Annotated in this window: 21 protein-coding genes and 1 tRNA gene; 11 read left to right on the top strand and 11 right to left on the bottom strand. The window is 68.7% G+C overall.

What is annotated here, in order from left to right:
• Positions 1-22 precede the first annotated feature (22 nt).
• The 5 genes from ACZK5D_RS11075 to ACZK5D_RS11055 all read left to right on the top strand — a co-directional run bounded on the left by ACZK5D_RS11075 (position 23) and on the right by ACZK5D_RS11055 (position 5,017).
• Entirely contained in the window at positions 23-493 is a 471-nt protein-coding gene (locus ACZK5D_RS11075) for a Jag family protein (RefSeq protein WP_458996475.1), read from the top strand.
• On the top strand, positions 490-1,119 hold the full coding sequence (gene rsmG / locus ACZK5D_RS11070) for a 16S rRNA (guanine(527)-N(7))-methyltransferase RsmG (RefSeq protein ID WP_458995549.1): 630 nt from the start codon (positions 490-492) through the stop codon (positions 1,117-1,119). Before ACZK5D_RS11075 ends, rsmG begins: the two co-directional genes overlap by 4 nt.
• A gap of 1,579 nt (positions 1,120-2,698) precedes the next feature.
• Complete coding sequence (locus ACZK5D_RS11065) at positions 2,699-3,682, top strand: ParA family protein (protein WP_463665309.1); 984 nt, start codon at positions 2,699-2,701, stop codon at positions 3,680-3,682.
• Positions 3,682-4,569 carry a ParB/RepB/Spo0J family partition protein gene (locus tag ACZK5D_RS11060; protein ID WP_463665408.1) on the top strand — a complete coding sequence of 296 codons (888 nt, stop codon included), beginning with the start codon at positions 3,682-3,684 and terminating at the stop codon, positions 4,567-4,569. The genes ACZK5D_RS11065 and ACZK5D_RS11060 overlap by 1 nt, the downstream gene beginning before the upstream one ends.
• A 64-nt stretch (positions 4,570-4,633) precedes the next feature.
• Entirely contained in the window at positions 4,634-5,017 is a 384-nt protein-coding gene (locus ACZK5D_RS11055) for a DUF3817 domain-containing protein (RefSeq protein WP_463665308.1), read from the top strand.
• Positions 5,018-5,030: 13 nt separating this feature from the next.
• Here ACZK5D_RS11055 and ACZK5D_RS11050 read toward each other — a convergent pair whose 3' ends face one another.
• The 6 genes from ACZK5D_RS11050 to trxB all read right to left on the bottom strand — a co-directional run bounded on the left by ACZK5D_RS11050 (position 5,031) and on the right by trxB (position 10,048).
• Positions 5,031-5,711, bottom strand: coding sequence for an SURF1 family protein (locus tag ACZK5D_RS11050; RefSeq protein ID WP_463665307.1), 681 nt, complete (start codon positions 5,709-5,711; stop codon positions 5,031-5,033).
• Positions 5,712-5,728: 17 nt separating this feature from the next.
• Positions 5,729-6,661, bottom strand: a complete 933-nt coding sequence (locus tag ACZK5D_RS11045) for a D-alanine--D-alanine ligase family protein (protein WP_463665306.1) — start codon at positions 6,659-6,661, stop codon at positions 5,729-5,731.
• Positions 6,662-6,672: 11 nt separating this feature from the next.
• A complete protein-coding gene (locus tag ACZK5D_RS11040) occupies positions 6,673-7,977 on the bottom strand; it encodes an aminotransferase-like domain-containing protein (protein ID WP_458995544.1) in 1,305 nt (434 codons plus the stop codon).
• Between the two features lie 183 nt (positions 7,978-8,160).
• Complete coding sequence (locus tag ACZK5D_RS11035) at positions 8,161-8,727, bottom strand: hypothetical protein (RefSeq protein ID WP_463665305.1); 567 nt, start codon at positions 8,725-8,727, stop codon at positions 8,161-8,163.
• Complete coding sequence (trxA, locus tag ACZK5D_RS11030; protein ID WP_458995542.1) at positions 8,727-9,044, bottom strand: thioredoxin; 318 nt, start codon at positions 9,042-9,044, stop codon at positions 8,727-8,729. Before trxA ends, ACZK5D_RS11035 begins: the two co-directional genes overlap by 1 nt.
• 68 nt (positions 9,045-9,112) lie before the next feature.
• Positions 9,113-10,048, bottom strand: a complete 936-nt coding sequence (gene trxB, locus ACZK5D_RS11025; RefSeq protein ID WP_463665304.1) for a thioredoxin-disulfide reductase — start codon at positions 10,046-10,048, stop codon at positions 9,113-9,115.
• Positions 10,049-10,201: 153 nt separating this feature from the next.
• Between trxB and ACZK5D_RS11020 the strand changes: the two genes are divergently transcribed.
• Entirely contained in the window at positions 10,202-10,537 is a 336-nt protein-coding gene (locus ACZK5D_RS11020; protein ID WP_463665303.1) for a hypothetical protein, read from the top strand.
• 111 nt (positions 10,538-10,648) lie between these two features.
• Here ACZK5D_RS11020 and ACZK5D_RS11015 read toward each other — a convergent pair whose 3' ends face one another.
• The 3 genes from ACZK5D_RS11015 to ACZK5D_RS11005 form a co-directional block, all read right to left on the bottom strand.
• Positions 10,649-11,575: an enoyl-CoA hydratase/isomerase family protein gene (locus ACZK5D_RS11015; protein ID WP_463665302.1), complete on the bottom strand. Its 927-nt coding sequence runs from the start codon at positions 11,573-11,575 to the stop codon at positions 10,649-10,651.
• 44 nt (positions 11,576-11,619) lie between these two features.
• Positions 11,620-12,594, bottom strand: coding sequence for a sugar-binding transcriptional regulator (locus ACZK5D_RS11010; RefSeq protein WP_458995538.1), 975 nt, complete (start codon positions 12,592-12,594; stop codon positions 11,620-11,622).
• Between the two features lie 103 nt (positions 12,595-12,697).
• Positions 12,698-14,005 carry an MFS transporter gene (locus ACZK5D_RS11005; RefSeq protein ID WP_463665407.1) on the bottom strand — a complete coding sequence of 436 codons (1,308 nt, stop codon included), beginning with the start codon at positions 14,003-14,005 and terminating at the stop codon, positions 12,698-12,700.
• 171 nt (positions 14,006-14,176) lie between these two features.
• On the opposite strand from ACZK5D_RS11005, the gene ACZK5D_RS11000 reads away from it, so the two are divergent.
• From ACZK5D_RS11000 to ACZK5D_RS10980, 5 genes are all read left to right on the top strand, one after another.
• Positions 14,177-14,249 (top strand) — tRNA-Ala (locus ACZK5D_RS11000).
• Positions 14,250-14,396: 147 nt separating this feature from the next.
• On the top strand, positions 14,397-15,602 hold the full coding sequence (locus tag ACZK5D_RS10995; protein ID WP_463665301.1) for a tyrosine-type recombinase/integrase: 1,206 nt from the start codon (positions 14,397-14,399) through the stop codon (positions 15,600-15,602).
• A gap of 282 nt (positions 15,603-15,884) precedes the next feature.
• Positions 15,885-16,172: a hypothetical protein gene (locus tag ACZK5D_RS10990; protein ID WP_463665300.1), complete on the top strand. Its 288-nt coding sequence runs from the start codon at positions 15,885-15,887 to the stop codon at positions 16,170-16,172.
• The gene (locus tag ACZK5D_RS10985; protein ID WP_458995535.1) at positions 16,172-16,402 is read left to right on the top strand and encodes a helix-turn-helix domain-containing protein; all 231 of its coding nucleotides are present in this window, start codon (positions 16,172-16,174) and stop codon (positions 16,400-16,402) included. The genes ACZK5D_RS10990 and ACZK5D_RS10985 overlap by 1 nt, the downstream gene beginning before the upstream one ends.
• 234 nt (positions 16,403-16,636) lie before the next feature.
• Complete coding sequence (locus tag ACZK5D_RS10980) at positions 16,637-17,011, top strand: hypothetical protein (protein WP_463665299.1); 375 nt, start codon at positions 16,637-16,639, stop codon at positions 17,009-17,011.
• A gap of 187 nt (positions 17,012-17,198) precedes the next feature.
• Here the strand turns inward: ACZK5D_RS10980 and ACZK5D_RS10975 are convergent, their stop codons facing one another.
• Both ACZK5D_RS10975 and ACZK5D_RS10970 read right to left on the bottom strand, forming a co-directional pair.
• Positions 17,199-17,870 carry a hypothetical protein gene (locus ACZK5D_RS10975; RefSeq protein ID WP_463665298.1) on the bottom strand — a complete coding sequence of 224 codons (672 nt, stop codon included), beginning with the start codon at positions 17,868-17,870 and terminating at the stop codon, positions 17,199-17,201.
• Positions 17,871-17,994: 124 nt separating this feature from the next.
• Positions 17,995-18,497: transposase (locus ACZK5D_RS10970; protein ID WP_463665297.1), on the bottom strand; the 503-nt coding region annotated here is incomplete at its 5' end.

The raw sequence follows: 18,497 nt of genomic DNA, 5'->3' as shown, positions 1-18,497 counted from the left end.
GCACGAGGAGAGGACACCTTCCGTGTCGAACAATGAGACCGAAGCCGCCCTGTTGGCGGAGGGCGACCTGGTCGCCGACTACTTCGAGGAGCTCCTGGACATCGCCGACCTCGACGGCGACATCGAGAACTCCGTCCAGGACGGCCGCGCGTTCGTCGCGATCGACACCGATTCGGACAAGCTCGTGGGCAAGGACGGCGAAGTCCTGGACGCCCTGCAGGAGCTGGCCCGCCTCGTCGTCATGACGGAGACCGGTCACCGCTCGCGCTTGATGGTGGATGTCGCGGGGTACCGCGCGCGCCGCCGTGCGGAGCTCGTCGCCATGGCCAAGGACGCCATCGCCGAGGTGCAGGAGTCGGGCGAGCCGGTGCGAATGGCCCCGCTCAACGCCTACGAGCGCAAGATCGTGCACGACGAGGTGGCCACGGCCGGCCTGGTGAGCGAGTCCGAAGGCGAGCCCCCGGCACGTCGCGTCGTCGTCCGGGCGAAGTGACGCAGGAGGCTGTCGTCGAGGAGGAGGCCCGCAAGGGCCTCCTCTCGCTTTACGGGCAGAATGCTGAAACGATAGAGCGATATGTCGCTATATTGGCATCACGTGGGCTCGAGTGGGGGCTTCTCGGCCCCCGCGAGGGTGACAAGCTGTGGCAGAGGCATATCGCCAACTCCGTGGCGCTGATCGACGCGATCCCCGCAGGTGTCGAGGTCGCTGACGTCGGCAGCGGCGCCGGACTACCCGGCCTCCCGATCGCCATCGCCAGACCGGACCTGCGGGTCACCCTCATCGAGCCCCTGCTGCGGCGGGCCAACTTCCTCACCCTCGCCGTCGAGGAGCTGGGACTGGAGGACCGCGTGGAGGTGCACCGTGGGCGCGCCGAGGACATGAAGCGGCACTTCGACGTGGTGGTGTGCAGGGCCGTCGCCCCCCTGCAGCGGCTCCTGGGCTGGACCACTCCCCTGTTCTCCGACGGTGGCCAACTCCTCGCCCTCAAGGGCGAGTCGGCCGAGCAGGAGATCCGTGACGCGGGCGCAATCCTGGCACGGTCCCGCCTGGTCGCCGAGGTCCTGGAGCTGACGGTAGCCCCCGGCATCGAAGGCACGCGCGCGATCCGCGTCCACTGACCCCGACGGGTGGCTGGGCCTTCCCGAGGCGGACTGCCGTGACGGTGTCACCGACGCCGCGACCCCGAAGCGGCCGCACTACCGCCGCGTCCCGCTGTCGGTGCAGGGAACCCTGACACGAGGAGTCCGGGGGTTGAGCAGAGCCGAGCCGCCCCCTGCGCGGGGTGAGCCGCGGCGAGCCGCCTGCGGCTCAGCGCGTGTCGACTTGGGTTGAGCCGGGCCGAGCCGCCTGCGGCTCCGCGCGTGTCGAAACCAACCAACGTTGGCTTCGTCTGGACCGACCCCCGACGCCGCGTCACGCTGTCGGTGCCGGGAGCCCTGACACGAGGCCCGTCCGGCCCTTGTCCGCCGTCTGCTTGTTGGCCGCGTGTTGGTCTTGGGTTGGGTGGTTGAGGCCGCCCGGGCCTCGTCTCACGTCTCCCTGCACTGGTGTGCTTGTGGTGTGGTCGTTTCCGGGCGTGTGCCGGCAGGGCGGCCCTGGCTCGAGCATGCTTCAGGAGGGTTCTTCCGGGTGCCCCTCGGGTTGGGCATCCCTGCGCCCAGCCGCCCTGCCGTCCCCCACCCTCGCGCCCACCTCACGTCCCCGCCGTCGCACTCGCCACCGTCGACCCCGTCGCCCCCATCCGCTGGTAGAGCCGCGCCGAGCCGTCCCCTTTCCGCTGGTAGAGCCGCGCCGAGCCGTCCCCTTTCCGCTGGTTGAGCCGCGCCGAGCCGCCTGCGGCTCCGCGCGTGTCGAAACCAACGTTGGCTTCGTGTGGAGCTGAGTGCCGCCGAGTGCTCGTCGACACGCGTGGGTTGAGCAACCGGCGGGTTCCGGGAGCCCTGACACGAGGCCCGTGCGGCCCTTGACTACCTACTGCTTGTTGGTGGCGTGTTGGTCTTGGGTTGGGTAGTTGAGGCCGCCCGGGCCTCGTCCCACGTCTCCCTGCACTCGTCTGCCTGTGGCGTGGTCCCCTCCGGGCGTGTGCCGGCAGGGCGGCCCTGGCCCGGGTCTGTTTCAGGCGGGTTGTTCTGGGTGCCCCTCGGGTTGGGCATCCCTGCGCCCAGCCGCCCTGCCGTCCCCCACCCTCGTGCTCACCTCACCCCCTGCGCGCCCGGAGACCGGCACCTCTCCGCTGGTTGAGCAGGGCCCTTTCCGCTCGTGTCCTTCTCGCTTGTTGAGCCGCGCCGAGCCGCCTGCGGCTCAGCGCGTGTCGAAACTGCCGTGAGTTCGCCATGGACCCGGGCCGGGTCCATGAACCGGGTGCGAGAGGCTTCGACGCGGTCGGTGGCGCTTCGCGTCCGACTGGCTCACCCAGCGGCGTGGTTGAGCCGGATGCACCTTCCGCTGGTTGAGCCGCACCGCGCCGCCTGCGGCTCAGCGCGCGTCGACTTGGGTTGAGCAGGGCCAAGCCGCTGGCGGTCGGAGGCTTCGGCGCGGTCGGTGGCGGTGTGTGTCCGGGTGGTCGGCTTAGCGGAGTGAACACTGGTGGCCGGAATGGGAGAGGTCTTCTCGCGTTTCACGTGAAACGCGACACGCTCACATCGCGCGACCTCATCAGCTTGGGTAGAGTCGTCGCGGACACCGAGGAGGCCACGGATGGCGCTGTTCTTCCGCAAGCGAAAGACCCAACCCACCAATGACGACGAACTGTGGAAGACCCACAGCAACGTTTCACGTGAAACGGGGTCGCTCCCCCGCCGCGCCGTAAACGACGCCGGGGCCACTGTCGAGTCGGAGTACGGCGACGAGTACGTGGACTTCGACGCCCCCAGCTCGACGCTCCCCCGTCCTGGGAGCCCGCGGATCGTCGTGGTGGCGAACCAGAAGGGCGGTGTGGGGAAGACCACGACCACAGTCAACCTCGCTCACGCCCTCGCGCTGGGCGGACTGAATGTGCTGGTGGTGGACAACGACCCGCAGGGGAACGCATCCACGGCCTTGGGTGTCGCCCACACGCCGGGCACCAAGGGGACATATGAGGTGCTTCTCGAGGGCATCGGGATCATCGAGCACGCCCAGCCGTCGCCGCATTCCCCGAACCTTCATGTCCTGCCCGCCGCGATCGACCTCGCGGCCGCCGAACTGGAGCTGGTCAACATGCGAGGCCGCGAGCACCGCATGCGCGACGCCATCCAGCAGTACGTGGACGAGTCGGGCGTTGACTACATCTTCTTCGACTGCCCGCCGTCGTTGGGCCTCCTCACCCTCAACGCGCTCGTGGCGGCCAACGAGATCCTGGTGCCCATCCAGACCGAGTACTACGCCCTGGAGGGCGTCACCCAGCTGATGCGGACTATTGCGCGCGTGAAGGGCAACCTCAACGACGACCTGGAGCTGAGCACCATCCTGCTCACCATGTACGACAGCCGCACCAACCTCTCCCGCGAGGTCGCGGAGGAGGTGCGCAAGCATTTCCCTGAACAGACGTTGGCGAATGAGATCCCGCGCTCGGTCCGGATCGCGGAGGCGCCGAGCTTCCAGCAGACCGTGCTGACGTATCAGCCCAAGTCACCCGGCGCCGTCGCGTACTTCGCGGCCGCCAAGGAGATGGCCGAACGGGCGACGAAGGCGGAGGCATGATGGCCGGCATGAAGAAGAGCGCGCTCGGACAAGGCCTGGGCGACCTGTTTGCCCGGACGGACGACAACGAGGTCGAGGAGCTCAGCGACGGCTCCACCTTCGCCGATATCCCGCTGGGCCAGATCTCACCGAACCCCCAACAGCCCCGCACTGTGTTCGACGAGGACGATCTGGCCGAGCTGGCTGACTCAATCTCCGAGTTCGGGGTTCTGCAGCCCATCGTCGTGAGGCGCAGCGGCCGCGACACCTACGAGCTGGTGATGGGGGAGCGACGGCTCCGCGCCAGCCAGCTCGCCGGACGCGAGACCATCCCCGCTATCGTGCGTGGTACCGACGACACCGCGCTCCTGCGCGACGCTCTCCTCGAGAACCTGCATCGGGCCAACCTCAACCCCATCGAGGAGGCCAACGCCTACGCGCAGCTTCTCCAGGACTTCGGCTGCACCAAGGAGGACCTGTCCCAGCGGATCCACCGCTCCCGACCCCAGGTGTCCAACACGCTCCGGCTGCTCAACCTGCCGGAGCGGGTCCAGACGAAGGTCGCGGCCGGGGTGCTGTCCGCCGGCCACGCCCGGGCGCTGCTCGGCCTCTCCGACGCCGACCAGCAGGAGCGCCTGGCCGAACGGATCATCGCCGAGGGCCTGTCCGTCAGGTCGACGGAGGAGATCGTCGCGCTGGACCGGGGGAGTGCACCCCGGCGCACGACCACCCGTGCCCCGCGTACGCCGTCGGAACAGGAGCTCGACCTGTCCACGCAGCTGAGCGACCACTTCGACACCCGAGTCAAGGTGGCGATCGGCCGCAACAAGGGCCGCATCACCATCGAGTTCGCCTCGGGGGAGGACCTGGGGCGCATCATGGCGATCCTGGACGGCACAACCGTATAGATGTGACGCTAAACACGTATATCACTTTGACGACAAAACGACTGAACCATATGACGAGGTACCGATGACCGCCGCGACACCAACAGCCCCCGCCACCGTCGATCCAGCCGACATCCCCGCGATCCGTGGGGCCCTCACGCGCTACCGGATCATGGCGTACGTGGTGGGGATCCTGCTCGCCGTGCTGGTGTGTGTGGGGCTGCCGCTCAAGTACATCTGGGGCGACGGGCGTGTGGTCACGTGGACCGGCATGCCCCACGGCTGGCTGTACATGATCCTCCTCATCACGGCCTACGACCTGGGCCGACGGGTGAAGTGGTCCATCAAGTGGTTCCTGCTCATCATGGCGGCGGGAACGGTCCCGTTCCTGTCCTTCGTCGCCGAGCACTTCGCGACGAAGAACGTGCGGGCCACCGTCGCCGCCAGCCAGGCCGCCGAGATGCTCTAGAAGCGGTGGGGCCTCAGCGGGTGGACGCCTCGGACTCCTTACCGAAGCCCCGGGCCACGTAGAAGCCGAACGCGACAGCACCAGCCGCGAACACCCACCACTGGAGGGCGTACCCCCGGTGGGTGGCCGACCCTTCAGCAGTGGGCAGCACCAGCTCCGCCGCCGCCAGCCCCTGGGCCGCGGAATCCGCCTCCGACAAGGTGACATAGCCCCCGACGAGCGGCGACGGCCACTCCTGTGCCAGCGCCTGCACCCGGATGGAGCCCAGATCCGCCCCCTCCGCGACAGCCTCGGCCGCGAAGTCCGAGGCCAGGAACACCCCGGTCACGTCCTGCGGCCCGGCCGGGGCCGGCCCCACCGCGACACCGGGCTCGACGGCGCCGCGCACCACGGCCACGTGCCGGCCGTCGTCCATCCGGAAGGCCGTGACCACCCGCAGGGGTGGCTCCTCGCCCACGAGCACCTCGTCGGCTGTGTAGGCGCCGGACAGCGTGACGCGACGCCCGTACACGTCCGCGATCTCGCCGTCTGCCGCGACACTCTCAGCCAGCGGGACCGCGGCCTCCGCCGCCCGCTCGGCGGACACGTCTCGGGTGGACTCCTGGTACGACGACATCTGCCAGAGCCCCAGCATCAGCATCAGCCCGGCGACGACGAACCCGGCCACCACCGCGACCACCTGCTTCGCGCGCACCCCCACGACGGCCCCTCTCAGCCGCGCGCGAGGTCGACCAGCTTGGCGAACACCTCGCCCAGCTCCCGGCCCGCGGCCTCGAACGCCAGCGGGGCCAGCGACGTCTCCGTCATGCCCGGCGCCACGTTGCCCTCGAAGAAGACGGGGCGGCCTGACCTCTCCACGATCATGTCCACGCGCGACAGGTGCCGGAGCCCGAGCTCGCGGTGCACCGCGACCGCCAGCGCCCCGGCCGCCTCGAGCGCTTCGTCGGACAGGTCCGGGGGCGTGACGAAGCGGGTGGCGCCGGCGGTGTAGCGCGACTCGTAGTCGTAGACCCCGGACTCGGGACGGATCTCGACGGCGGGGAGCGCCACCGGCCCGTCGCCCTCGTCGAGGACGGTCACCGCGATCTCGGTGCCCGACAGGTAGGACTCGATCACCGCGACGGAGCCGTAGGCGTAGGCGGCCACGAGGGCGGCGGGCAGGCCCGACGGGTCGTCGACCTTCGTGACGCCCAGGGCTGACCCGCTGCGCGACGGCTTGACCATGAGTGGGTAGCCGAGCTGCGCGCCGATGCCCTCCATGAGCGCGGGAGCGCCGAGCTCGCGGAAGATGTCGTGGGGGAGCGCGATCTGCCGCGGGGTGGCCAGGCCGGCCCCCCGCACGACGGAGGTGGCGATCGACTTGTCGAACGTGAGCCGCGACGACGCGCCGGCCGGCCCCACGAAGGGCACCTCCAGCACCTCGAACACCTCGCGCAGGGCCCCGTCCTCGCCGAGGCCGCCGTGCAGCATCGGCACCACGACGGCGTCCGCCGTGCGGCGGATGAGGGGGATCAGATCGGCGTTGACGTCGGCCTCGATGACCTCCCGGCCCACGTCGCGGAGGGCCTGCGCCACCCGTCGGCCCGAGCGCAGCGACACGTCCCGCTCGTGGCTCAGCCCGCCTGCAATCACGATGATCGTCATGAAACTCCTTGTCAGCTGAGGTCTGGACCCGGGCCTGCGGGCCGCGTGCGGTCGGTGGGGGAGGAGGCGATGCCGAAGGTGTCCATCATCTCCAGCTCGCGGCGAACCACGTCGGCGAAGCGCTGCACGCCCGTCCTGATGCGGTCCGCCGGAGGGAAGCAGAACGAGAGGCGCACGTTGCGGGCGCCCTGGCCGTCGGCGTAGAAGGCGCCTCCCGGCACGAACGCGACGCGGGCGTTGACGCCGCGAGGCAGCATGGCCTGCGAATCCACGCCCTCCGGGAGCGTGACCCACACGAAGAAGCCGCCCGCCGGCCTGGTCCAGGTGGCGCCGTCGGGCATCTCCTCGGCGAGGCTGTGGAGCATCGTGTCGCGCCGCTCGCGATACATGCTCCGGTAGACCTCCACCTGCCCCTTCCAGTCCTGGGTGGACAGGTAGGTGGAGATGGCGAACTGGCTGAACACGGGCGGGCACAGCGTGGCGGACTCCTGCGCCAGCACCAGCTTCTCGCGGACCGCGTGCGGGGCCAGCACCCAGCCCACACGGAAGCCGGGCGCGAACGTCTTGGAGAACGAGCCCAGGTAGATCACGTCCGCGTCCACCGAGCGCATCGCCGGGATGGGATCGGCGTCGAGGGTGAGCAGCCCGTACGGATTGTCCTCCACGACCAGGATCCCCTCGGCGGCGCAGGCGGCCAGGATGTCGAGGCGGCGCTGCCACGGCTGCGTGGTGCCCGAAGGGTTGTTGAAGTTGGGGATCGTGTAGAGGAACTTGATCCGCTTGCCGGCCTTCCGGAGGCGGCCCACCGTCTCACGCAGGGCGACGGGATCCAGCCCCTGGTCGTCCGAGGAGACGTGCACCACCTCGGTCTGGTAGCTGAGGAAGGTGCCCAGCGCGCCCACGTACGACGGCGACTCCGCCAGCACCACGTCCCCAGGGTCACAGAAGATGCGCGTGACCAGGTCCAGGCCCTGCTGCGAGCCCGCGGTGATCACCACATCGTCGGCGTGCGCGGTGATCCCCTCCAGCGCCATCACGTCGAGGATCTGCTCCCTCAGCACCGGCTCACCCTGACCGGAGCCGTACTGCATCACCTGGGTGCCGTTGGTCTGGATCATGGTGGACAGCGAGGCGGCGATCTCGGTGAGCGGCAGGTCCTTGATGTTGGGCATCCCGCCGGCGAGCGAGACGATCTCCGGCCGGTTGGCTACGGCGAACAGGGCTCGGACGGCGGAGACCCGCATGCCGTTGGTGCGCTGTGAGTAGCTGTCGACGAACCGGTCGAGCCGGGTGTCGTGCCGGGAGTGTTCGGTCACTGTCGTTTACCTTGCCGTCCGGGGCGCATCGCCGTCGACGGCGCGCCCGCGCGTGGGAGTTGCTCCGCTCACCCTATCCCGTGCCGCAAGGACCGCACGGCCGCCCACGGTCCATATCCAGATGGAGGGGCGCCACTATCGCCCGATGCGATGCCGCGGGGACGTGATTGACCAGTGGTCGCCTCAGGGGGTGACGGCGGCGTCGAAGCTGCCGAGGAGCTCGAGGACCGAGGACTCGGTCTGTTCGGTCACGGCCAGCAGGAGGAGGCCCGTCTCCTCCTTGATCCGGCCGCACGCGGGGAACGTGGTGTCGACGGAGGTGCCGCAGAGGGTCCCTGCCGCCGCGTCGGCGGCACTCTGCACACCGGCGTCGGCGACGAAGGTGGGGAGGTCCTCCTCCGGCCAGGTCATGACGAAGATCACCTTGTCAGCGCCGTCGGAGTAGTCCGCCCGCACGATCCGCTGGTTCTCGGGGGCGGGCCCAGTGCTCTCGGTCACCTCGCCGCGCACGAACTCGCCCACCTGCACCGGAGGATCCATGGACAGGGTGGGGGAGGGCTCGGGCTCCGGCTCCGACCCTCCGTCGAGTCCTCCCAGCCCGGCGCCGATCAGCCCGCCGGTCACCACCAGGGCGGCCGCGACGGCGGGGCCCAGGAAGCGTGACCAGGCCGGGGCCGACGGCTGGGCATCGGCCTGCCCGGCGGGAACCGCCGTCCAGGTGCCGGGGTCCTCCGGCGAAGGCGTGCTCATCAGAGCAGCTCGTTGATGGCCTTCTTCAGGGCGCCCTTGGTCTTGCCGCCCGACAGGGACTTCGCCACGCGTCCGCCCTGGAAGAACTGGAGCGTGGGCAGGCTCAGCACCCCCTGCTCCGCGGCGAGGTTGGGGTTGGTGTTGGTGTCCACCTTCACGAACTTCACCGCGCCAAATTCCGACGAGAGCTCGTCGATGATCGGCGACATCTGCTTGCACGGCGCGCACCAGTCCGCCCAGTAGTCGACCACTACGAGCCCATCGGCCATCAGGACCTCGTCGACGAAGGTCTTCTCGGTCACGTCCATGACTGCCATGGTGCTGCCTCTCGGTTGAAAGCTCGGTCACGTCAGTTTATGCGTTCGTGCGTGGGTGGCCCGTGTTTTCAGTCCTCGAGCGCCTGCAGGTACTTCTCGGCGTCCAGCGCCGCGGAGCACCCGGTGCCGGCGGCCGTGATGGCCTGGCGGTAGGTGTGATCGACGAGGTCACCGCATGCGAACACCCCCGGCAGGTTGGTGGCGGTGGAGCGGCCCTCGACCAGCACGTAGCCCTCGGCGTCGGTGTGCACCTGGTCCTTGACGAGGGCCGAGCGGGGGTCGTGGCCGATGGCGATGAACACGCCCTGCACGTCGAGGTCGCGCAGCTCGCCGGTGTGGGTGTCCTTGAGCGTGATGGACTCGACGGACTTCGCGCCGTTGATGGTCTCCACCACCGAGTTCCAGGCGAACTCGATCTTCGGGTCACGCATGGCGCGGTCCACCATGATCTTGGAGGCGCGCAGCTCGTCGCGACGGTGCACGATGACCACCTTGGAGCCGAACCGGCTGAGGAACGTGGCCTCCTCGACGGCGGAGTCACCGCCGCCGATCACGGCGATGGGCTTGTCGCGGAAGAAGGCGCCGTCGCAGGTGGCGCACCAGGACACGCCCCGGCCGGAGAGGCGCTCCTCGTCCGGCAGGCCCAGCTTGCGGTAGCCCGAGCCCATGGCGAGGATGACGGACTTGGCGTGGTACTCCACGTCGTCGGAGTCCTTGACCACCTTGATCTCGCCGGTGAGGTCGACGGCGGTGGCGTCGTCGGTGATGAGGGTCGCGCCGAAGCGCTCGGCCTGCTTGCGCATCTGGTCCATGAGGTCCGGGCCCATGATGCCCTCGGCGAAGCCGGGGTAGTTCTCCACCTCGGTGGTGTTCATCAGCGCGCCGCCGCCCTCGAAGGAGCCCTCGAACACCACCGGCTTGAGGTTCGCGCGCGCGGCGTAGATGGCCGCGGTGTAGCCGGCGGGGCCGGAGCCGATGATGATGACGTCGTGCACGGTGGGCATGGTTCTCCTTCGCGGGGGCGGTGAGCCGCCCCCATGGTAATGCGTTCCCGTCGATGCCCATCAGTCGCCTGCGTGGCGGGGCTGCGGGACGTCAACTATACCCCCGGGGGGATACGGTGTCGCGGCGGGGTGTCGCGGAGTAGCCTTCGCCTCATGAGTGAGGAGTTGTCCCGCGAGGAGCTCCACGCCGCGCTCGAGGTGCGGCGGGAGATGGGCCCGGAGATCGAGCCGGCGCTGGTGGACTCGCTGGCCGCGAAGGTCGAGGCGACGGTGAGGCGCCGCTACGAGGCGGAGCTCGCCGCCTCGAAGGAGCGCGGGGTGGCGGACAAGCAGGGGCAGGGGAGCCGGCTAGCGCTGGCCATCGTGTCGCTGGTGCTGGCCATCCCGCTGACCGCGATCACGGGCCAGTTCGGCTTCGCGGCGATGCTCATGGTGTGGGTGGGCATCGTGCTGGTCAACGTCGCGATGGCGTTCAAGCGGCCCGGCTGAGCCGGCGCGCGGGTTCCGACAGCTGGTGACCCTGAGCGGCGGGGAGTGCCCCCGCCGCTTCGATGCCCCTGGCGCCCGGTGGACCGACACCGGGCTCTGACACCAGAGCGGTCAGTACGCGAAGACCCGGTCCACCTCGTCGGCGGGCACGTCCTCGAGCGAGGCGTGCCGCCACACGGGGGTGTTGTCCTTGTCGATCAGCAGGGCGCGCACGCCCTCGACGAAGTCACCCGACGGGATGACCGTCTCGGCCAGCCGCAGGTCCTGGGCGAGCACCTCCGCGAGGTGCAGGCGGCGGGCCCTCACGAGCGCGCGCATCGCAACGTGGACGCCGAACGGGCTCCGGGCCCGCAGCTCGCGGGCCGCGGCCCGGGCATCCTCGGCCGGATGGTTCTCGAGCGCGGCGACGATCTCCAGCACGTCGTCCGAGGCGTAGCACTCGTGGATCCAGGCCGCGGACTCCTCGAACAGCGGGGCCGGGAGGTCGCCGTCGGCCGACTCGTCGGCGAGCCCCATGAGGAGGGCGTCGCCGCCGGTGAAGGTGGCCGCCGTGAGGGCCACGTGCTTGCCCACCGCGCCCGCCCGGGAGAGTTCGTACATGACGCCCGCGTCGGGGAAGAAGCCGATCTTCGTCTCCGGCATGGCCATCACCGTGTCGGCGTAGACGATGCGGCGGTCCACGTGCCCGCCGATGCCGAGCCCGCCGCCCATCGCGATGCCGCGGAGGAAGGAGGTGACCGGCTTGGGGTAGTTGGCGAACATGATGTCGAGCGCGTACTCGGTCTCCAGGTAGCGCAGGAACGGGCCGCCGTCGCGCACCACCTGGGCCAGGGCGCGCACGTCGGCCCCGGCGCAGAACCCGCGGTCGCCGTTGCCGGCGAGCTCGACGGCGGTCACCGCGTCGTCGTCGTGCCAGGCGGTCAGCGCCTCGTACATCGCGGTGAACATGTCCTCGGTGAGGGCGTTGATCGCGCGCGGGCGGTCCAGCGTGATGCGGGCGATCCCGTCCTGCACCTCGGTGACGATGAATTCAGACATGGGGGCAAGCCTAAGTGAACCCCGGGGAGGGTGTCAGCCGCGGACTACTGGAGGCGCATCCCGGGCTTCATCCGGTTGAGGACGGCTCGGGCGGTCTCGGCGTCGATCACCAGATCCGTGGCCACCCCGGCGCGCAGCGCGCCCAGCACCGAGGCCGTCTTGGACAGCCCGCTCACCACGCAGATGCGCCGCGGCACGCCCTGCAGCTCCGCGGGGGTCATGCCGGTGGCGCGCTTGTTGATCTCGAGGTCGCGGTAGCTGCCGTCCTCGCGAAGCATGACCGTGCACACGTCGCCCACCACCTTGGAGTCGCGGAGCTGCTTGAGGTCCGCCTCGCTCAGGTAGTTCGACGAGTAGACGTGGCTCTGCAGCTCCGAGTGCAGCCCGCCCACCCCGAACAGGGCGACGCGGCAGTTCGCCCGCACGGCCAGGATGTGGCGGGTGCTCTGCTCGCGCCACATGGCCTCCTTGGTGGCCGGGTCGTCGAAGAAGGCGGGCAAGGCCAGGAGCTGCTCCTGACCGCCGAACGCCTGGGCGAACTTGTGCAGGATGCTGCCCACGTACGGCAGGCCGGTGGTCTGGTGGTTGGCTCCGCCGTTGAGGCCGATGACGGTCACGCCGCTGAGGTCCCTCGGGCGGAGGTGGGTGGCGATGGCCGAGACGGTGGTGCCCCAGGCGATGCCCACCACGTCGCCGTCGTGGACGGCGTTGCCGAGGATGCCGGCGGCCATGCGGGCCACCTGGTCCAGCCGGAAGATGCTGCTCGCGCCGGGGCGCACGTGCACGAGGTGGGCCTGCACGTTGAAGTACTTCTCGAACAGCTCGGCCATCCGGTTGAGCGGGCGGTCCGGGTCCACGATGCTCACGCGCACCAGGCCGCGGTCGCGGGCCTCCTTCAGCAGCCGCGACACCGTCGAGCGCGAGACCCCCATGTGGTGCGCGATGGCGTCCATGGTCTCGGATTGGACGTAGTACATCCGGGCTACGGTGAGCAGCGAATCGCTCGTCTTGGTGACCACTCGTCCTCCTTGGGGACACCTCGTCGTGTCGTTACCGCCTGTCAGGACAGTCTAGGCCAGGACATGCACGAACGTGCAGGTGGGGTGACATGGACGTGCAGACTTACCGGCCCCGCGACACCTCAGGCAGGCGCCACCCCCATACCGCCCCGAGGATGCCGAGGCCGGCGAGGAACAGCAGAGCCCACGCCACGCCGGCCAGGGCCAGCAGCGAGCTGATTCCTCCCACGATGAGCAGGATGATGCCCATCGCCGTGTTCGACACCGCCACGTAGACCGTGCGGAGGTCGCCGTCGGCCATGTCGATGACGTAGGTCTTGCGGCCGACGCGGACCCCGGTGTGCAGCAGGGTGAGCAGGAAGTAGCCGCCGATCAGCGTGACCGCGCCCGCCGTCGTGGAGCCGTCGAAGCCGGGCACGGAGACGAGGGCCACGAGGACCAGGACGACGGTGGAGGCCGCGGCGCCGCCGAAGGCCATGAGCCGACGGCTGGACCGGTCCGCCCATCGGCCGAAGATGCGTCCGCCGATAAGCGAGGCCACGCCGGAGGCGATGACGAAGCCGCCCAGGCCCGAGAGCCCGGTGGCGCCCGAGGTGGCGGCCAGCGTCACGACGAACGGCGGGCTCAAGGCGGAGACGAGGAGGAAGCTGCGGGTGGTGACGAAGCTGCGGAACTCCTTGTCGTCGCGGAGGAGGCGCAGCACGCCGCGCGCGGATCCGTCGGCGTCGTCGTCCTTCACGTCCTCCTCGGGCTCGCGGATACCCGCCTGCACGACGGCGGTGGCCACCCATAACGCGGCCCCGCCCGCCAGCAGCCACGCGATCTGGCCGGGGGAGAGATCCTCGCCGCCGAGCAGCCGGATGCCGAGGCCCAGTGTGATGGCGACGAGGCCCGCCGCCGTCGTGCTGAGGCCGTTGATCTGCCCGCGCTCGCCCTTCGGCACGACGCGGCCCTGCACGTCCTTGGAGGCGATGGAGGTGAGGCAGCGCCCGGCGGAGAACACCGCCAGGGCCGCGACGATCGCCACACCGCCGACCACGCCGGATCCGACGGCGGCCGTCACGGCCATCACCGCGACGGCGGCCGCCTGGATCAGGCTGCCGACCACCAGAACCGGCGTGCGACGGCGGAACTTCACGACGATCGGCGTGAGGAACGCCTGGGGGAGCATCGAGCCGGACTCCCGGATGGGGACCAGCAGGCCGATCAGCGCCGCGGGCGCGCCCATCGCGTGCAGCAGCCAGGGCAGGACGGTGGAGGCGTTGACCGTCTGGTCGCCCGAGGACTGGAGCGCCCCCGACGTGACCAGCCGCAGGCCATTGCGCGCCACGTTGCCGCCCCCCTGGCCCGGGAGGGCCGCCTCTGCGGCGGGGTCGCGGCGGACGAGCTTGGAGTAGAGGGCGTCGGACATGCTCACGCGCCCGAGATTAGGACACGGAGGCGCCGGTGGGCCCGCTCAGCGCCACGACGAACTCCAGTGTCGGTTCTGCCCGGGCAGACGCGGCAAGAACCGACACTGGACAGCCCACCCGCCGTCCGTTGGTGGCTCCGGCGCGCCCTGCCCTATACTTGCCGTCGATTCGGGGCATTAACTCAATTGGTAGAGTGCCACCTTTGCAAGGTGGAAGTTAGGGGTTCGAGTCCCCTATGCTCCACAGCAGAACTCCCTGGTCAAACGCCCTTGACTAGGGAGTTTGTATGTTTCAGCTTGGACTCAACAGCCCTCAGAGGGACCGAAGAGGACTCACCAACAGCACGTTCACAGCACGCGCTACACGTCCTGGAGTGGGGTTCTACCTTCCATGAGACGCGATTTTGGCTGGGTCCGGAAGCTGCCCAGCAACAAGTACCAGGCTTCCTTCCCCGATCCCGTGACGCCAGGGCAGAGGGTCAAGGCACCCTCGACGTTCTCGCACAAGGGCGATGCCGAGCACTGGCTCAGGATGCAGGAGCGGGCCATTGAGCGAGGTGAGTGGCTCTCGGCCGCGGAGGTTGAGGCCCGACGGCCGATGGTGCGTACCCTCCAGGAGACTTACGAGCGGTTCCTGGCTCAGCGTCCGCGGCCGTTGGCGCTGTCCACCCTCACCGCGTATGAGCAGGATTGGCGGCTGCGCATCGTCCCCCACTGGGGGACCGATCGTGACGTGAAGACCATCACCCACGACGACGTGTGGCAGTGGCGTCAGGGTCCGTTGGGTGCTGAGCGTCGCCGCGACCGGTCGTCGTTGGCCTTGTTCAGCGAGCTGCTGGCGAAGGCTGCGCATTGGGGATGGATCGACAAGAACCCCGCCGCCGGGGTTGGCATCCCGCGGACGACGAAGGCGATGGAGCAGCGGCACGTGTTCGACCTGGACGATGTGCGCCGCTATCTGCAGGCCGCGGAGCCCCAACACGTGGCGATGTTGGCCACGGTTGCGTTGGGCGGATTGAGATCGGGTGAAGTCCGGGGTTTGCGTCGGATGGACCTCGACCTCGAGGGTCGGCGGATCTTCGTGCGCCAGGCGATCGAGCATGGCAAGGACGGCAACGCCTACCGCGTGGGGGTGAAGGTTCCCAAGACCGCGGCCGGCATCCGCTCGCTGCCCATGTCGACGACCTTGGTGACGATCCTGCGGGATCACCTGGCGTTGTACCCACGGTCGCCGGAGCAGCTGGTGTTCACCGTCGCGGATGGCAAACCGATGGGGCCGGCCGAGGCCGATCGCCGGCACAACCGGGCGCTGGCCAACATGGGGTTGAGGACCCCGGAGGCGGAGCGGCGCCGATTGTGGCGGAAGGGGCTTCCGGTACCGAAGGAGGACCACATCACGCTGCACGATCTGCGTGCTTCGTACGCCGCCTGGCTCTTCAGCGAGGGGTACACGATCGCGGAAGTCATGCTTCTGCTGGGGTGGAGCGATTCGCGGATGGCGCTCGAGGTCTACAGCCGCGTCTTCCCACGCCGGGTCGAGAGTGTGGGCCCCAAGCAGGATGAAGCCCTCAGGGGCCTGACGGTGGTGGTGGCCTGAGACCCGGGCGGGCGTGGCCCCATGGTCGAGCGCGACCGTCTCGGCGGGGAGAGGCCTGCTGGGCTGGTCGAGGGACACCGTTTCACGCTGGGGGTGTCTGGATGGGGTTCCTAGTGGTATGCGACACGCGGGTAGGCGTACGGACAAGGCACAGGGCAGCGCGACGGAGGCGGACCTCGGGCGGCTCGTCTCGGCGCGGTCTTCGACTTGCCCGGCCAGGTGCGCGTCGAGCCATCCAGACCAACCGTCACTCACCTGAGTCACATCCCGTAGGAGACACCGATGTCCCAGCCCTTGCGTCAGGCCGCGAGACGACGCGCGGCCGAGCAGTTCCAGAAGCGTCGAGAAGAGCACGTGGCGCGCGAAGCCAGGATCCGGGACCTCGTGCTCGAGGCAACCACAGCGCTGCTGGAGCGTGAGCGCGTCATCGGCCTGACCGAACACCGAATCGCCGCTGCGTTGTGTGAACTCGAGGAACTGACGGTCACCACGGCGGAGGCCGCCGCACTGTGCGGACTCGAACCGCGTGAAGTGGCGAAGCTGAAGAAGAACCATCGAGAGGAGCCATGATGAGGAGCCACAACAGTTCGACACCCACCCCGGAGGTGAGGACCCGACGCTGGGCCTCTCTCAAAGAAGCCGCCGAGTACATCCGCGTCCATCCCAAGACCCTGACGCGGCGTTTCAGCGACGGTTCCTTGATCCGGTACCGCGTGGGACGACGCGTGATGGTCGACCTGGATGAACTCGACGATCTCGTGACTGCGAGCGCCGGCGGCCTCAAGACGCTGCTTGGGTGACGCGGTAGGCCGGGAAGCCACGGAGCAGACCTGGCCCGCACGCCCACAGCCAGGACGCGGTTGCTGTATCGATCGCGACCGTCGTGGGCGGCGGGTTCTGCCTACCCACGACGTCGCTCTCGAAGTTTGCCAACCGCGAGGAATGAGAGTGGGGTGCTCGCGTTTCACTCTCCAACCTTCACTCTCATGCCGATGAGCGAGTGGACATGTCCGGACGTCTGAGATCATGTGGCAATGAAGAGCACTATGGCTGCAACGCACGTGCCGGGCAGGCAGCCGGGGTCGACGCAGCTGAGGCTGACAGTGGCCTCTGCCCAAGTCTGCCTGATCGCGGCGCTGGCATGGCTCTGGTTGACCGGAAGTTCTGATCCCAGCTCGATGACCGTCGATTGGGCGTTCGTGTGGCTCACAATCGCTACGCCGTTGTCCTTGGCTCTCTCTGGCTGGTTCGGCTGGAGACTCCACAAGCGCGCCGGCTCGAAGGGTCCTGCGACGATTCGCGGCCTGGCCTTGGTCGCCCAGTGGATAACGTTCGGTCTATTCGCGCTCACCCTGTGGATCGCGCCGCTCGCCATCTTTGGTGCCGTCGTTTTCGGCCCCATAGGGTGAGGCGCTGGATAGCACAGTCGCGAGCACTGCGGCCCATCCGCTCAATTGCCGTGCCGCGGCGACTGCGCCGTGCCGGACGCTATGCCTGAACGCGCTGATCCGCGAGGTTGCACTTCATGGGACAGCATTAGGCGGGGCGTGGGCAGGTAGGCCCGTCCTCCAGCGGACATGTTTGCTGACGAGGTGCTCAACCATCGTTCCGGTGAGTTCCGCGGATGTGCGCGTTGTGATGACGGTGCACACGCTGCAGGATGTTGTGCTGCTCATAGTTGATGGCCAAGCTCACCGCCATGACACCTCGCCGTTTGAGCGGGCGTGGATACTCTGAGAAGTCAACCATCCACAGCGACTGTGTTGCTCGACGCCAGTCCTTGATGGATGGGAACTCTCCGGTGAACTCAACCAGATCTGCCTCAGTTACCTCAACAGCGTCTATGTCAACAACTTCGAGCAGAACCGTGTGATACAAGTACTCGGCCTGAGCCTCCGAGTCGCCAAGGTCGATCTCCGAGAACCATTGCCTGTACTCCGCGACCTGTTCAGGGGTGTTGTCCGTCGACGTCACGATCTGGAAGCCATAACCTGCCTCACGCAGAGCGGTCAGCCGCTCGTCCGAGGTGCAGGCCAAGTCGTACAGGGCCCTGAACGCCGTCCAGTCTTCACGAACATCTACCGCGTGAGCGGAGAAACGCAGATCGACACCTTCAGGCCCCCACCCACGATAGATGACCCAGTACTCGCGATACGGGTCAATGCCGTGACCATTGCCCAGCCTTCCCCAGAGGTCCTGCCACTCCTCCGGAGCCCTGGGCCGGCACCAATCCTCGATGCTCGCGATTGCGGACCTAGGATCTGACATGAGGGGACCACCTTGTCCTTCAACCACAGCCTTCTCGCCCACCTTTTCCCTTGCGGCTAAGGGACACACGAACCGGCTCGACGGGGGTTACCCTACGCCGTGCTGGGATGGCTTCACTGGCTCTTCACAGAAGGCGGTGGATTTGGGGTCTGAACCCGCCTGCGTCGAGTAGGCAGCGGGCGATGTAGTTGACGATGCTTCTGAAGCCTCTGGCGGTGCCTCGGAGGTGTTCGAGGAGGCCGTTGATCGCTTCGGTGGGGCCGTTGGATGTGCGGGGGTGGTCGAAGAACGCGAGGATGTCGTCGCGGCGTCGATGAAGGGTTTGGCCCAGGACGCGGAGTTCGTCGAGGCCGGCGGGGACTCCTGTCTTGATGGTGTCGATGAGTCGGGTCATGATCTTCTTCCCCTCGGAGGGGTCGTCGGCTTGGTAGGCGTCGATCACGTCCTGGTAGACGCTCCAGGTGGTCTCGAACGCGACGTGACGCTGGTCGGCGAGCACTTTGGCGAGCCGGTGCTGTTGCTTCTCGGTGAGCAGCCCAGCGCGGGTCCGGGCGACCCGACGGATCCCGTAGAGCGGGTCCCCGGAGCGGCCCCGATGCCCGAGGGTCTCTTGCTGGACGCGTTGCC

It is taken from the genome of Tessaracoccus yangjingae (genome assembly GCF_055326235.1).
The sequence above is the reverse complement of the archived record's forward strand: the minus strand, read 5'-3'. Positions and strand labels throughout refer to the sequence as shown.

Excerpts from the sequence above, each read along its gene's own strand:
- ACZK5D_RS11065 (WP_463665309.1), top strand. The coding sequence starts at position 2,699 with ATGGCGCTGTTCTTCCGCAAGCGAAAGACCCAACCCACCAATGACGAC.
- ACZK5D_RS11060 (WP_463665408.1), top strand. The coding sequence starts at position 3,682 with ATGGCCGGCATGAAGAAGAGCGCGCTCGGACAAGGCCTGGGCGACCTG.
- ACZK5D_RS11055 (WP_463665308.1), top strand. The coding sequence starts at position 4,634 with ATGACCGCCGCGACACCAACAGCCCCCGCCACCGTCGATCCAGCCGAC.
- ACZK5D_RS11045 (WP_463665306.1), bottom strand. The coding sequence starts at position 6,661 with ATGACGATCATCGTGATTGCAGGCGGGCTGAGCCACGAGCGGGACGTG.
- ACZK5D_RS11035 (WP_463665305.1), bottom strand. The coding sequence starts at position 8,727 with ATGAGCACGCCTTCGCCGGAGGACCCCGGCACCTGGACGGCGGTTCCC.
- trxA (WP_458995542.1), bottom strand. The coding sequence starts at position 9,044 with ATGGCAGTCATGGACGTGACCGAGAAGACCTTCGTCGACGAGGTCCTG.
- trxB (WP_463665304.1), bottom strand. The coding sequence starts at position 10,048 with ATGCCCACCGTGCACGACGTCATCATCATCGGCTCCGGCCCCGCCGGC.
- ACZK5D_RS11020 (WP_463665303.1), top strand. The coding sequence starts at position 10,202 with ATGAGTGAGGAGTTGTCCCGCGAGGAGCTCCACGCCGCGCTCGAGGTG.
- ACZK5D_RS11015 (WP_463665302.1), bottom strand. The coding sequence starts at position 11,575 with ATGTCTGAATTCATCGTCACCGAGGTGCAGGACGGGATCGCCCGCATC.
- ACZK5D_RS11005 (WP_463665407.1), bottom strand. The coding sequence starts at position 14,005 with ATGTCCGACGCCCTCTACTCCAAGCTCGTCCGCCGCGACCCCGCCGCA.
- ACZK5D_RS10995 (WP_463665301.1), top strand. The coding sequence starts at position 14,397 with ATGAGACGCGATTTTGGCTGGGTCCGGAAGCTGCCCAGCAACAAGTAC.
- ACZK5D_RS10990 (WP_463665300.1), top strand. The coding sequence starts at position 15,885 with ATGTCCCAGCCCTTGCGTCAGGCCGCGAGACGACGCGCGGCCGAGCAG.
- ACZK5D_RS10985 (WP_458995535.1), top strand. The coding sequence starts at position 16,172 with ATGAGGAGCCACAACAGTTCGACACCCACCCCGGAGGTGAGGACCCGA.
- ACZK5D_RS10980 (WP_463665299.1), top strand. The coding sequence starts at position 16,637 with ATGAAGAGCACTATGGCTGCAACGCACGTGCCGGGCAGGCAGCCGGGG.
- ACZK5D_RS10975 (WP_463665298.1), bottom strand. The coding sequence starts at position 17,870 with ATGTCAGATCCTAGGTCCGCAATCGCGAGCATCGAGGATTGGTGCCGG.